Below are 13,399 nucleotides of genomic sequence, written 5' to 3' on the forward strand. Positions count from 1 at the left end.
ATAGAAAATGAGTAACATCATCAAAGCGCTCGAAGAAGAGCAACTTAAGCAAGACATCCCTGCCTTCAACGTTGGTGACACTGTTGTTGTACAGGTTAAAGTAAAAGAAGGTGCTCGTGAGCGTCTACAGGCCTATGAAGGTGTTGTAATCGCTAAACGTAACCGTGGTCTGCATTCTGCTTTCACCGTTCGTAAGATTTCTAACGGCGAAGGCGTTGAGCGTGTATTCCAAACTCACTCACCAGTTGTTGACAGCATTACTGTTAAACGTCGCGGTGCAGTACGTCGTGCCAAACTGTACTACCTGCGTGAGCGTTCTGGTAAGGCAGCTCGTATCAAAGAGCGTCTGGCTAAGAAATAATCGCTCCGGCGTTTATGATCCCTTTAAAGGGATAGCGAAAAGCCCGCCATTTGGCGGGCTTTTCTTTTTTCTGCTCTGCCAACTACTTAGCTCAAAGCTTCCCGTGATTTTCTTGCCTCTATACCCAAACAACCTGAAATCGAGCATCTTCAGGTTGTTTGGGTATAGAACTCGATGAGTGATGATGAACCCTGCATCTTGATGTGACTGAGGTATAATGCTCCATCGCAATGGAGGATTACGCGTGCAATACGATTGGATTTTGTTTGATGCAGATGAAACCTTGTTTTCATTTGATGCTTTCGCTGGACTAAGAGCCTTATTCTCAACGCTTGGCGTTGATTTTTCACAGCAAGATTTTGCTGAATATCAAACGGTGAATAAGCCACTTTGGGTGAAATACCAAAATGGTGAGATCACTGCTAAACAGCTTCAAGAAGATCGTTTTATTACGTGGTCAGAAAGGCTAGATATTACCCCTGCAGAGCTTAACCGCCGTTTTCTGAATGCTATGGCTGATGTGTGTGAGCCGCTTGATGGCGTTCACGAAATCATTCCACTGCTCGCTAGCAAAGCGAAGCTTGGTATTATCACCAATGGTTTTACACAACTTCAGCAAGTGCGTCTAGAAAAAACACAGCTGAGTGAATACTTCGATCTTGTCGTGATTTCAGAAGAAGTGGGTGTGGCGAAACCGGACGTTGCCATTTTTGAACATGCGTTTGACCAAATGGGCCGCCCTGATAAGTCTCGTATATTGATGGTGGGTGATAACCCAGACTCAGATGTTCTTGGTGGCATTCGTGCGGGTATCGATACATGTTGGCTGAATCGTGACGAGCAGCCTGCGCCTGATGGTGTGTTAGCGACTTATATTGCTCACTCATGGAATGACATTAAACGTTTCCTGATTGGCTGATAATCAGCAAGTCTGTTGGCAGGTGCGTTTTGCATCTGCCCACTTCCTCCTATTCTATTCTATTCTTTGGCTCTTCTTCTGCATCAGCGCGCCTTCCCATCTAGCAGGAATATTCAATCGGTTTCAAAGATAAAACATCACGCTAGGGTAATTCCGTCTTCACTCTTGGGGTAAGTCTGCATCTTACCGACGCTATTATGTTGTTCGCTTGGTTTTCTGCTTAGACGACACCTGCATCTTGACGATATGTGGGTAAATCTCTCGAATTGATTAAGGAGAACGTTGATGGACTCAACAGAAGCACTTGCGAAACAGATGGTTGGCGTATTGTCACGCAATTGGTGGGTATTACTGCTCCGGGGTATTGCTTCTATTGTTTTTGGATTCATGCTTTGGACCTTACCGGCGGAAGAATCTATCGAAACTCTGGTGCTGGTATTTGGCGTTTATGCATTTGTGGATGGCAGTCTGCAAGTTTGGACCGCTTTGGTCGAACGTAAAGATCACGATAATTGGATTGTTTTATTACTTTGGGGAGCCGTGGGTATTGCCGCAGGCATCATGACGTTTGCCGTACCTGACCTAACTGCAATCGCATTACTCTTCTATATCGCCATTTGGGCGATAGCGAAGGGAATACTGGAAATTGTCACCGCGATTAGACTCCGTAAGGAGATCATCGGGGAATGGCTGTTGATCGTTGGAGGCTTAATATCCATTCTGTTTGGTGGCTTTTTGATGAGTAACCCCATGGCTGGAGCAAGCGCTTTAGTTTGGGTTATTGCTACATATGCATTCGTTTTTGGCGTTTTGTTTGTCGTGCTGTCTCTTAAACTTAAAGGCATTAAGTTAGATAGCAGGTAAAGACACGCGTGATATTGCATCGCAAAACTTCAGTCAAGGGAAAGGGTTTCGTTTATAGTGGTGCTTTTCCTATGATGATAAAAAATAATAAGGAACAGGATGTTTAAAAAATCCCTAACGGCATTGTTGGCGGTTGTTTTGGTCGGTTGTGTTCATATTGAAGGTTCAGACTCTTTGATCCAAAAAGGCGATTGGCAAACCGTTGGTGTTCGCGATGGCGAGCGCGGCGTGCCATCAAAGTCTATGGCGAGCTTGAAGAAACTGGCGGTTAAAGCCGGTGTCGATAATGTTGACGTCGGTGACTATGAAGCGGGATACAACGAAGGTGTTGATCGCTATTGCAACGTAGATAACGCTTACGATATTGGGCTTTCTGGCATGCAGTACTTGGGCGTGTGTTCGAGTAAAGAAGATGGTGTCCGCTTTCAGCTTCAATGGCAGCGAGGTTTTGAAGACTTCCAATCAGCCGATCAAACTTTCTAGTAATTGGTGTGATCCTCTGATTATAAGGCCACTTGGTGGCCTTTGTTCATTTTACTTTCCACTAAATTATCCCTCACTTTTTGTTTTAACCCCTTACATACCAGCAATGTAAGCCTTTCCATCTTCCTGTGTAATCATTTATTTACAGTGTGCTTTTTTATTTACAACCTATTGCAATCTGTAGTGAGATTGATAAGGTGTGTGCATCTGCGGCGAAAACTGCGCCGACAAAACGAATAAGTATGAAAAGAATGAGGTAAGACGGCTTTATGGAACGAGATCTGCTAACGAATGTACATATTCAGGATGAAACCGTACTGATCACCCCTGAGCAACTGCGTCAGAAGTTGCCAGTCAAAGAAGAGACGTTGGCATTCATCTCCAAATCACGTCAAGACATTGCCAATATCATCCATAAGAAAGATCACCGTATTCTCGTGGTGTGTGGGCCGTGTTCGATTCATGATACCGACGCCGCAATTGAATATGCCAAACAGCTAAAAGTGCTCTCTGAACAGCTTAGTGATCAACTCTACATCGTAATGCGTGTTTACTTTGAAAAGCCTCGTACGACAGTGGGTTGGAAAGGTCTGATTAACGACCCGCATCTGGATGGTTCATTTGATGTGGAAGCTGGCCTGCACAAGGCACGTGAATTGCTGATCACCTTGTCAGACATGGGATTGCCTTTGGCAACAGAAGCTCTTGATCCAATTAGCCCACAATACCTTGGCGACTTGTTTAGCTGGGCTGCGATCGGTGCGCGTACCACTGAATCACAAACACACCGTGAAATGGCGAGCGGCCTTTCCATGCCAATTGGCTTCAAAAATGGCACTGACGGTAGCCTTTCTACCGCCATTAATGCAATGAATGCTGCGGCATCTGGTCACCGCTTTATGGGCATTAACAAAGAAGGGCAGGTTGCCTTGCTGACAACGGGTGGCAATCCTGATGGTCATGTCATTCTTCGTGGCGGCAAGCAAACAAACTACGACTCAGTCTCTGTGACCGAATGCGAAAATGAGATGAAACAGTCAGGGCTTGAAGCATCTCTAATGGTAGACTGCAGCCATGCTAATTCTCGAAAAGATTTCCGTCGTCAGCCACTCGTTGCTGAAGATGTGTTTCACCAAATCCGTGAAGGCAATAAATCTATCATTGGTTTGATGATTGAAAGCAACATCCACGAAGGAAATCAGTCGGCGGACATGCCCCGAGAAGAGATGGCTTATGGCGTTTCAATTACTGATGCATGTATTGACTGGCAATCGACAGAAAGCTTGTTGTGTCGTGCTCATAGTGAATTGACGCCATTCTTGGAACAGCGTTTAAAAGGAAATTAAGCCTCATGGTTGCAGAGTTGTCCCTGCTTCGGGATCAGATCGATGAAGTCGATAAACAAATGGTGGAACTGCTAGCGCGACGTCTTGCGTTGGTATCAGAAGTTGGTGAAGTGAAAAGTCGTCATGGCTTACCCATTTATGCCCCCGATCGCGAGGCAGCGATGCTGGCCTCTCGTCGCCAAGAAGCGGAGTCGAAGGGAATTCCACCTGATTTAATTGAAGATATCCTTCGCCGCACGATGCGTGAATCTTACGCGAGCGAAAATGACTCGGGCTTTAAGTGTCTGAACCCAGACCTGCGTCCTATCGTTATCGTTGGTGGTAAAGGGCAACTCGGTAAATTGTTTGGAAAGCTATTCCGTCTTTCTGGCTACGAAGTGAAAATTCTTGGCAGCCAAGATTGGGATAACGCAGATGCTATGCTTTCAGATGCAGGAATGGTTGTCGTAACTGTTCCAATTCACCGTACTGATTCTGTTATTCGTCAGCTAAGCAACTTGCCAGATGATTGCATTCTGGCAGACCTTACGTCGATCAAAAGTGAGCCTTTACAGGCCATGCTGGAGTCACACAAAGGCCCTGTGGTTGGTTTGCATCCAATGTTTGGGCCCGACATTGCGAGCCTTGCGAAGCAGGTGATCGTGTATTGTGATGGGCGTAGCCCAGAATCCTACCAATGGCTTCTTGAGCAATTCCGAATTTGGGGCGCAAGCTTGCATCGCATCAGTGCGATAGAACATGACCAAGGCATGACCTTGATTCAGGCATTGCGTCACTTCACCTCGTTTGTCTACGGTCTGCATTTGGCGGAAGAGAATCCGAACCTGTCTCAGCTAACAGCACTTAGCTCTCCTATCTATCGCTTGGAGTTGGCTATGGTTGGCCGACTGTTCGCACAAGACGCGCAACTCTATGCGGATATTATCATGTCGTCGACGCAAAACATCGACATGATAAAACGCTTCCACGCCCGTTTCGGTGAAGCGATTGAGCTGCTTGATAAGCAAGACAAAGAAGGGTTTATCACCGCATTCAATCAAGTTGATGGTTGGTTTGGTGAGTTTGCCCCGCGCTTTTTGAAAGAGAGCCAAACACTGTTGAGACAAGCGAACGATACCGCGCGTCGTTGAGTGCATCGATTAGTACATTTGATAAAAAAGGAGCCTTCGGGCTCCTTTTTTGATCGCGCTGTTTTTTGCTATCGATGCTATTTAGATATCAATTTCACAGGGTGCAACGTTTTCAATCGGGTAGGAGCCAAGCACTTTGATATAGCGAGTAAGCTTGGTTAATTCCTCTAATGTGTCTTTCATCACGTCGGTACGAAGGTTACCTTCAACATCGACATAGAACATCTCTTCCCATGGGTTACCTAGCACAGGGCGAGATTCAAGTTTTGTCATATTGATGCCGTTGTTTCTTAGGACGAGCAAACACTCCACCAAGGAACCCGCAGTTTGCCCTGTTGACATGATGAATGTCGTTTTAGCTGGTATCAGCGCGGTGACGTCGATTGGTTTACGAGCCACCACAATGAAGCGAGTGTGGTTTTCTTGCTGGTTGGCAATACCGAATTTTAAAGGCTTAAGGCCATAGAGTTCACCGCTGTTGGCATTACCAATTGCTGCCACTGTCGGGCTGTTCATCTCCGCGACGAGTTTCATTGCTTCGGCAGTGCTGGAGCAATACTCTTGTTTAATGTCTCCCAGTGAGCGTAAAAACTCACTGCATTGTTGATGCGGTTGAGGGTGCGAATAGAGCACATCAATTTTATCAACATCAGTATCAACGGCGGTCAGTAAACAATGCTCAATAGGCTGAGTGATTTCGCCGACAATCGATAAGCGTGTGTGCTGAAGTTGGTCATAGACGTCATTGATTGAACCAGAGCTGGTATTTTCTATAGGAAGCACACCGTAATCGGCGTTGCCGTTTTCGACAACCTCAATGACCTCTTTAAAATTTGGGCATTGAATTTCAGCGAGCTTGGTGTGCTTGCGAGCGAAGAAGTTGCGGGCAGCAAGATTTGAGTATGAGCCTTTACCGCCAAGAAATGATACTCGCGCTAATGGCTGTTCATTGTCTGGATTAGCGAGGCGTTGCAAGAAGGCTTGTTGATAAAGCACCGAATCTTCAATGATGTCGTGAAAAATCTTGGTGACATATTGTGGGTCAAGATCGTGAGCACTTCCGTCAGCAACCAGTTTCTCCAGCAGAACTTGCTCTCGTTCTATGTCGCGCACAGGTTTTTGGGTCTGAATTTTGCTTTTGGCCACTTCCAGACTGAGCTTACGGCGGTCAGCAAGAAGCGTCAGCAATTGCTGATCAATTCGGCTGACATTTTCTCGGATTTCATCCAGTGACATACTTGGTTTATTCATTCCCTGTTCCTGCTGTGTCTTTATCTGACCCTGACTGTCATAAAAAAGCCCCCCTGATTGAGGGAGGCTTTGGGATTCTGTCGTTATCGATGTTCGCCCTAAGCCTCAACCTATAAGGTGAGGATAAAAAAGCGAGAGAAATGCAATGTTGTCAGAGTCATCGATAAAGATTTGAGTTGGCGTAATATTGTTCAACCTTATTGGGCGGACGGTGCCATGTCAAGACGAATCAGCCCCGCATGAGCGGGGCTGATTCTTTTTAATCCTCAATACGTTTTAAACAACTTCAGACTCTTCGTCTTCTGGAACGTCGATGTGGCTTGCTCGACGTGCTTCACCTTTGTGAGCTTGCTTGTTCAGTTGTTTCTCGAGTTTTTGGCCAACTTCATTGATAGCGGCATACATATCATCATGCTCTGCGGAAGCAACCAGTTTGGTGCCTGGGACTGAAACACCAGCTTCTACTTTAAATTTGTTTCCTGGTTCTTCACTGATCACAGCATGAGGGTTAATGAGAGAGACTTGCCATTTTTCCAGCTTTTCAAAACGAGCCGTGATGCGCTCACGAATAGCTGCAGTAACGTCGATGTTTTTACCTGTAACTTCTACTCTCATATATCTTTCCTCTTTTGCTTGCCCTTTGCTGGGCTCACTTTCAGATTACGTTTCTGTGAAAGAAATATTGTGATCTACATCACCTTTGTGGGGCAAAATTTAGTGCGACGAATGAATTGTGATCATGTGTTTAACTCTGATTGAAAAGTACTAGAAAGTGCTTGAAGAAGGGATTGTATGTGATGCAGTATGGAGAGATTAGGTCGCTAACAAACATTCCATGTTAGGGACTTAATTCGTGCCAAATAACCTTGTGGTGAATAATTCGCCACGCCAAGTTGGTCATTTAGGCACCATTAGTGTCCATGTCACACTAGGCTTAATTATCGAATCAAATAAAAAAGCAGCCAATGGCTGCTTTTTTCGTTTTTGGCTTATCTCGGTTTTAGCGATTTAGGCGCTAACACCATTCAATTGCATTAATTCACGTGTGCGCTCCGCCGGCTCATCAAGATTAAGCTCTTCGTAGGCTTTCAGCATCAATGGCAGTGATTTCTTTGCCGCTTCTGTATCAGGAAAATCACGTTGGATCTGCTGGCATCGATTGATAACGGCAATCCATGCTTCTCGGCGGACATAGAAATCGGCGGTGGCGAGCTCGTAATCGGCTAAGCGATTTTTGAGTGAAACCAGACGCTTTTTCGCATCTGCGGCATATTCACTGTTTGGGTAGCGATCTATTAGGCGGCGAAAATCAACAAAGGCGCGACGCACAGGCTCTGGGTCGCGGTCACTTCTATCAATACTCATTACGTCATGAATAAAGCTTCTGTCTTGTGCCATGTTGGTTAAACCACGCATGTATAAGACCCAGTCCATCTCTTGGTGACCTGGATTCATTCGCATGAAGCGATCAATGGTGGCTTCGCCCAAAGCTAAGTCATCATTTTTGTAGTATGCATAGATGAGATCAAGCTGTACTTGTTCTGAATAAGCACCAAAAGGATAACGAGAATCAAGTGCTTCCAGTTTTTGAATAGCGTTTGTCCAGCTGCCTTGGTTAAGGGAAACCTGTGCCTCTTGATAGAGGTCAGCAGGCGGAACATCTGGGACAACGTCTTCTGTGCTTGAACATCCAGCCAGCACGGAAATGGCAAGTAGTGAAGATAGAGTAAGGCGTTTCATTACTACGTGTGCTTCCTTGAAAGAATATTTTTCAACCTTTGCCATTACGGAGTCAGCCGCAAAAAGCTACAATGGCGCGATAGAGGTTATTCTACCCATCGGCCAGATATAATACCAACAAGTAAACGTGACCAAGCCCTAGGGCTGAAAATCGCGTAACAAGGTATTAGTCTCATTGAGAATCAAAAAGTTCGTTATGGCACAGCACTTAGAGTTAAACAGTACAGTTAATGAGAATCAACTAGGGCAGCGCCTTGATCAGGCGATCGCTGAGTTGTTCCCTGATTATTCCCGATCACGCATTAAAGAATGGATTCTTGCAGACAAAGTGACTGTCGATGGTGAAATGGTCAATAAGCCTCGTTTGAAAATGATGGGTGGAGAATCCATCACGGTTCAAGCTGAGATTGAAGATGAAGTGCGTTGGGAAGCGCAGGACATCCCCCTAAATATCGTTTATGAAGATGACGATATTTTTGTGATCAACAAACAGCGTGGGCTGGTTGTTCATCCTGGTGCTGGTTGCCCAGATGGCACCGTCTTGAACGGTTTGCTGCACATCTACCCTCAAATCGCTGAGGTACCGCGTGCAGGTATTGTCCATCGTCTAGATAAAGACACGACAGGTTTGATGGTTGTGGCGAAGAACGTCCCAACGCAAACTCGCCTTGTTCGCGCATTGCAAAAACGTAAGAAGTTCACTCGTGAATACGAAGCGATTGCCATGGGCAAGATGACCGGCGGCGGTACAATTGAGAAATCAATTGGTCGCCACTCGACGAAACGTACCCAGATGGCAGTTCAAGAGCTGGGCAAGCCAGCGATCACGCATTATCGTGTTGTTGAGCACTTCCGTGCTCATACACGTCTACGTGTTCGCTTGGAAACGGGTCGTACGCACCAAATCCGTGTTCACATGGCGTATTTGAATCACCCTCTGATTGGTGATCACCTGTATGGCGGTCGTCCTCGTCCACCAAGTAAAGCGGGTGAGACGCTGATCAAGACGCTACGTGCGTTTGATCGTCAGGCGCTGCATGCCGCAATGCTGCGTATTGAGCACCCAACAACCAAAGAAGTGATGGAATGGCACGCGCCTATTCCTGATGACATGGTTAACCTAACTGAAGTGCTTCGCGCAGATGCTCTTGAGTTTGAGGACTTGAATTACTAACTATGGATTGGATCACGCCAGATTGGCCTGTACCTTCATGGATCAAAGCGGTGAGCACGACTCGTGCAGGTGGCGTGAGTCGTGAGCCCTTTGATAGCTTGAATCTGGGTATGCATGTTGACGATGACATCAATGATGTCTCCGAAAACCGAGCTCGTTTGGCCGATGTCATGCGTATGCCATCGCCACCAAGTTGGCTCAATCAGGTGCATGGCACCAATGTCGCCACTTTACCTTTGAGTGAGTCTCATCTTGTTCCTGATGCGGATGCGTCATTTAGTGCTGAGCAAGGGCAAGTTTGTGTGGTGATGACCGCCGATTGTCTCCCTGTTTTGTTCTGCAATAAAGATGGTACAGAAGTGGCGGCTGCTCATGCTGGATGGCGTGGTTTGGTTAACGGTGTCCTAGAGGAAACGTTAACCAAATTCTCCGACCCTGAAAATGTAATGGCTTGGCTTGGCCCTGCTATTGGTGCCGACGCATTTGAAGTGGGTCACGAGGTAAGAGAGCAATTTATGGCGGCCGATCCGGGGTCTGAGATTGCATTTGAACCACACAAAGACCGTTGGCTTGCTGATATCTATTTGCTCGCTAAGCGTCGTCTTGCACTGGCGGGTGTCTCTGAAGTGTATGGTGGAACATATTGTACCGTCTCTGAATCAGAGCGCTTTTACTCTTATCGACGAGAAAGTCGTACAGGGCGTCAAGCAAGTTGTATTTGGATGATTTCTGAATCTAACGATAATAAATTCACCAAATAGCTTGAAATCGGTCACGCTAGCTCCCATTTTTCGTTAAGCAAATAACGAAAGAATTAGAGGAGGGGCTATGCGCCTTGACCGATTTACCAGCAAATTCCAACTGGCCATCTCCGACGCTCAGTCACTGGCTTTAGGGCGAGATAATCAATACATCGAACCCGTTCACTTGATGGTGTCTCTCCTCAATCAGGATAGCAGCACCATCCGACCCCTTATGACTCTACTTAATGTTGATGTCACTCAGCTTCGTTCTAGTCTCAGTGAATTACTCGATAAGTTACCTAAAGTCACAGGTACGGGTGGTGACGTTCAGCTTTCCCATGGCATGGGAATGCTATTCAACATGTGCGATAAATTATCGCAAAAGCGCAAAGACAAATTCATTTCCTCAGAACTGTTCATTCTTTCTGCCGTTGAAGAAAAAGGTGCGCTGGGTGAGCTACTCCGTAGCCTAGGTTTGACGACCAAAAAGGTGGAAGCCGCGATAGACAAAGTCCGTGGAGGGCAATCTATTGACGATCCTAATGCAGAAGAGTCTCGCCAAGCGTTGGAAAAGTTCACCGTTGATCTGACTGAAAAAGCAGAGCAAGGCAAGTTAGACCCAGTTATCGGGCGAGATGAAGAAATCCGCCGCACCATTCAAGTTCTTCAGCGTCGTACTAAAAATAATCCCGTCATTATTGGCGAACCGGGTGTGGGTAAAACGGCTATTGTGGAAGGGCTAGCGCAGCGTATCGTCAATGGTGAAGTGCCTGAAGGGCTGCGTAGCAAGCGTGTGCTTTCGCTAGATATGGGTTCGTTGGTTGCAGGTGCAAAATATCGCGGTGAATTTGAAGAGCGATTGAAGTCGGTCTTGAATGAACTGGCTAAAGAAGAAGGCAATGTGATTCTGTTTATCGACGAAATTCACACAATGGTGGGTGCCGGTAAAGCAGAAGGTGCAATGGATGCGGGTAACATGCTTAAGCCAGCGCTCGCACGAGGGGAGTTGCACTGTGTTGGCGCAACTACCTTAGATGAATATCGTCAGTATGTAGAAAAAGATGCAGCACTAGAGCGTCGATTCCAAAAGGTATTGGTGAACGAGCCAAGCGTGGAAGATACCGTTGCGATATTGCGCGGTTTGAAAGAGCGCTATGAACTTCACCATGCGGTAGAAATTACTGACCCTGCGATTGTCGCTGCGGCCAGTTTGTCGCATCGTTATATTTCTGATCGTCAGTTGCCGGATAAGGCAATCGATCTGATTGATGAAGCAGCGTCTAGCATTCGCATGCAGATTGATTCAAAACCAGAGCAGCTCGACCGTTTAGAGCGTCGCCTCATTCAGCTCAAGATAGAGCAGCAAGCTCTCGCCAAAGAAAATGATGACGCGAGTAAAAAGCGTCTTGAAACGCTGCAAAGTGAAATAGATGAGAAAGAGCGTGATTACGCTGAACTGGATGAAGTCTGGAATGCCGAAAAAGCGGCGCTGTCAGGAACCCAACATATAAAGAGCGCGCTAGAACAAGCGAGAACGGATCTCGAAATCGCCCGTCGTGCGAGTGACCTTAATCGCATGTCAGAACTTCAGTATGGTCGTATTCCTGAATTGGAAAAGCAGTTGGATCTTGCTAGCCAAGCCGAAATGCAGGAAATGACGTTGCTTAAAAACCGCGTTACCGATGCTGAAATTGCTGAAGTGCTATCTCGTCAAACTGGTATTCCTGTCGCCAAGATGCTCGAAGGTGAGAAAGAAAAACTTCTTCAAATGGAAGATGAACTCCATGGCCGTGTAAAAGGACAAGATGAAGCGGTTAATTCAGTAGCGAATGCCATTCGCCGCAGTCGAGCTGGGTTGGCAGATCCGAATCGTCCGATTGGTTCATTCCTTTTCCTTGGTCCTACCGGTGTCGGTAAGACAGAGCTATGCAAATCTCTTGCGGAGTTCATGTTCGACAGTAGTGACGCCATGGTGCGTATCGATATGTCAGAGTTCATGGAGAAACACTCGGTCGCAAGGCTGGTGGGCGCACCTCCTGGTTACGTTGGGTATGAAGAAGGGGGGTACTTAACTGAGGCTGTCCGTCGTCGTCCTTATTCTGTCATTTTATTGGATGAGGTGGAAAAAGCGCACCCTGACGTGTTCAACCTTCTTCTACAAGTACTCGATGATGGTCGATTAACGGATGGGCAAGGTCGTACAGTAGATTTCCGTAATACCGTTGTTATCATGACATCGAACCTAGGTTCTGATCGCATTCAAGAGCACTTTGGCGAGCTGGATTACGATGGCATCAAGGTTATGGTCATGGATGTTGTGAGTAAGCATTTCCGTCCTGAGTTCATTAACCGCATAGATGAAGCGGTGGTATTCCACCCTCTAGGCCAAGAGCACATTAAGGAAATCGCGGGTGTGCAGCTTCAACATCTCGCAAAACGCATGGCTGAACGGGATTTGGTATTAGATGTCAGCGATGATGCACTGAGCTTTATCTCCAATGCTGGGTTCGATCCTGTTTACGGTGCACGTCCATTAAAACGTGCGATTCAACAGAGTGTTGAAAATCCATTGGCACAAGCAATCCTTAAGGGAGAAGTGGCTCCGGGGAAACCGGTGAGATTGATTGTGGAAAATGAGCAGATCAAAGCTATTCAGTAGCTAGCATTAGTATTGGTATGTGGAAACGTATGTTTTGACCTGAAAAACATGAAATGAAAGAGGCTGTAGATAGCCTCTTTCTATTTACAGAAGGTAAAACATAGAGATTTGTGTTGTTTTTAAACGTTACGTTCAAAGTTCAACCGGAAGAGTGCATTTATTCATTTTTTCGTTAAAAAAGCCTTGCCAAGATCTGAAGCCTCCCTATAATGCCACCTCACTGACACGGCGACCCACTCCACACGGAACTGGCCACCCAATCAGTACGGCGAAAACGGCTTCAAAATGATTGAAAATAAACGCTTGACGTTAACAACTCAATCAGTAGAATGCCCGCCTGCTTCAACGGAAAAGCTCAGTGCTTATCGCAGTTGAAGGGAGTCAACAAGACGTTTTGAAGGTTGCGAAAGCAACGTTGAAAAATCTCAAAATTTCTTCTTGACTTCATCGCCTGGCAGCGTAGAATTCGCAGCCCTGACGATGAGAAGACTTCTCCAAAAGAGCAGCTTCTACAGTCAACGTTCTTTAACAATTTGACCTATACAATCTGTGTGGGCACTCGCACTTGATAGACATAAGATTTATCAATGAACTGAGTGACCCAAGATGGTTGAGCTTTTCGAAGTGACACTGTCAACACAGTCAATGCAGTTTTGCCTTAGGGCAAAAAAGTAATTCAGTATTCATTGAGCGTTACCTTAGGGTGACAACAAAATTCTAATTGAAGAG

12 protein-coding genes are annotated in these 13,399 nt (G+C 46.2%); 9 read left to right on the plus strand and 3 right to left on the minus strand.

Annotated features, from left to right (window positions below):
- The first annotated feature begins 7 nt into the window (after positions 1–7).
- From rplS to tyrA, 6 genes are all read left to right on the plus strand, one after another.
- Entirely contained in the window at positions 8–361 is a 354-nt protein-coding gene (gene rplS / locus Q365_RS0117825; protein WP_028024625.1) for a 50S ribosomal protein L19, read from the plus strand.
- Positions 362–605: 244 nt separating this feature from the next.
- Positions 606–1,280 (plus strand): pyrimidine 5'-nucleotidase, encoded by a 675-nt coding sequence (gene yjjG / locus Q365_RS0117830; protein ID WP_028024626.1) that lies wholly within the window; start codon positions 606–608, stop codon positions 1,278–1,280.
- Positions 1,281–1,565: 285 nt separating this feature from the next.
- Entirely contained in the window at positions 1,566–2,144 is a 579-nt protein-coding gene (locus Q365_RS0117835; RefSeq protein ID WP_051563821.1) for an HdeD family acid-resistance protein, read from the plus strand.
- A gap of 99 nt (positions 2,145–2,243) precedes the next feature.
- A complete protein-coding gene (locus Q365_RS0117840; protein WP_028024628.1) occupies positions 2,244–2,627 on the plus strand; it encodes a DUF2799 domain-containing protein in 384 nt (127 codons plus the stop codon).
- Between the two features lie 269 nt (positions 2,628–2,896).
- A complete protein-coding gene (locus Q365_RS0117845) occupies positions 2,897–3,973 on the plus strand; it encodes a 3-deoxy-7-phosphoheptulonate synthase (protein ID WP_028024629.1) in 1,077 nt (358 codons plus the stop codon).
- A gap of 5 nt (positions 3,974–3,978) precedes the next feature.
- Positions 3,979–5,103: a bifunctional chorismate mutase/prephenate dehydrogenase gene (tyrA, locus tag Q365_RS0117850; protein WP_028024630.1), complete on the plus strand. Its 1,125-nt coding sequence runs from the start codon at positions 3,979–3,981 to the stop codon at positions 5,101–5,103.
- 81 nt (positions 5,104–5,184) lie between these two features.
- Here tyrA and pheA read toward each other — a convergent pair whose 3' ends face one another.
- The 3 genes from pheA to bamD all read right to left on the minus strand — a co-directional run bounded on the left by pheA (position 5,185) and on the right by bamD (position 8,094).
- Positions 5,185–6,354, minus strand: a complete 1,170-nt coding sequence (pheA, locus tag Q365_RS0117855) for a prephenate dehydratase (protein ID WP_028024631.1) — start codon at positions 6,352–6,354, stop codon at positions 5,185–5,187.
- A 276-nt stretch (positions 6,355–6,630) separates the two neighbouring features.
- On the minus strand, positions 6,631–6,969 hold the full coding sequence (hpf, locus tag Q365_RS0117860; protein ID WP_028024632.1) for a ribosome hibernation-promoting factor, HPF/YfiA family: 339 nt from the start codon (positions 6,967–6,969) through the stop codon (positions 6,631–6,633).
- A 393-nt stretch (positions 6,970–7,362) separates the two neighbouring features.
- Positions 7,363–8,094, minus strand: coding sequence for an outer membrane protein assembly factor BamD (bamD, locus tag Q365_RS0117870; protein WP_028024633.1), 732 nt, complete (start codon positions 8,092–8,094; stop codon positions 7,363–7,365).
- Positions 8,095–8,290: 196 nt separating this feature from the next.
- On the opposite strand from bamD, the gene rluD reads away from it, so the two are divergent.
- From rluD to clpB, 3 genes are all read left to right on the plus strand, one after another.
- Positions 8,291–9,268, plus strand: coding sequence for a 23S rRNA pseudouridine(1911/1915/1917) synthase RluD (gene rluD / locus Q365_RS0117875; protein WP_028024634.1), 978 nt, complete (start codon positions 8,291–8,293; stop codon positions 9,266–9,268).
- A 2-nt stretch (positions 9,269–9,270) separates the two neighbouring features.
- Positions 9,271–10,029 (plus strand): peptidoglycan editing factor PgeF, encoded by a 759-nt coding sequence (gene pgeF / locus Q365_RS0117880; RefSeq protein ID WP_028024635.1) that lies wholly within the window; start codon positions 9,271–9,273, stop codon positions 10,027–10,029.
- A 67-nt stretch (positions 10,030–10,096) separates the two neighbouring features.
- Positions 10,097–12,670 carry an ATP-dependent chaperone ClpB gene (gene clpB, locus Q365_RS0117885; RefSeq protein ID WP_028024636.1) on the plus strand — a complete coding sequence of 858 codons (2,574 nt, stop codon included), beginning with the start codon at positions 10,097–10,099 and terminating at the stop codon, positions 12,668–12,670.
- Positions 12,671–13,399 lie beyond the last annotated feature (729 nt).

The sequence above is a fragment of the Enterovibrio calviensis DSM 14347 genome (assembly GCF_000621165.1).
Taxonomy (GTDB): Bacteria; Pseudomonadota; Gammaproteobacteria; order Enterobacterales; family Vibrionaceae; genus Enterovibrio; species Enterovibrio calviensis.

What these genes read in the sequence shown, in the direction of transcription:
- rplS (WP_028024625.1), top strand. Translation starts at nt 8, where the DNA reads ATGAGTAACATCATCAAAGCGCTCGAAGAAGAGCAACTTAAGCAAGAC.
- Q365_RS0117835 (WP_051563821.1), top strand. Translation starts at nt 1,566, where the DNA reads ATGGACTCAACAGAAGCACTTGCGAAACAGATGGTTGGCGTATTGTCA.
- Q365_RS0117840 (WP_028024628.1), top strand. Translation starts at nt 2,244, where the DNA reads ATGTTTAAAAAATCCCTAACGGCATTGTTGGCGGTTGTTTTGGTCGGT.
- Q365_RS0117845 (WP_028024629.1), top strand. Translation starts at nt 2,897, where the DNA reads ATGGAACGAGATCTGCTAACGAATGTACATATTCAGGATGAAACCGTA.
- tyrA (WP_028024630.1), top strand. Translation starts at nt 3,979, where the DNA reads ATGGTTGCAGAGTTGTCCCTGCTTCGGGATCAGATCGATGAAGTCGAT.
- pheA (WP_028024631.1), bottom strand. Translation starts at nt 6,354, where the DNA reads ATGAATAAACCAAGTATGTCACTGGATGAAATCCGAGAAAATGTCAGC.
- hpf (WP_028024632.1), bottom strand. Translation starts at nt 6,969, where the DNA reads ATGAGAGTAGAAGTTACAGGTAAAAACATCGACGTTACTGCAGCTATT.
- bamD (WP_028024633.1), bottom strand. Translation starts at nt 8,094, where the DNA reads ATGAAACGCCTTACTCTATCTTCACTACTTGCCATTTCCGTGCTGGCT.
- rluD (WP_028024634.1), top strand. Translation starts at nt 8,291, where the DNA reads ATGGCACAGCACTTAGAGTTAAACAGTACAGTTAATGAGAATCAACTA.
- pgeF (WP_028024635.1), top strand. Translation starts at nt 9,271, where the DNA reads ATGGATTGGATCACGCCAGATTGGCCTGTACCTTCATGGATCAAAGCG.
- clpB (WP_028024636.1), top strand. Translation starts at nt 10,097, where the DNA reads ATGCGCCTTGACCGATTTACCAGCAAATTCCAACTGGCCATCTCCGAC.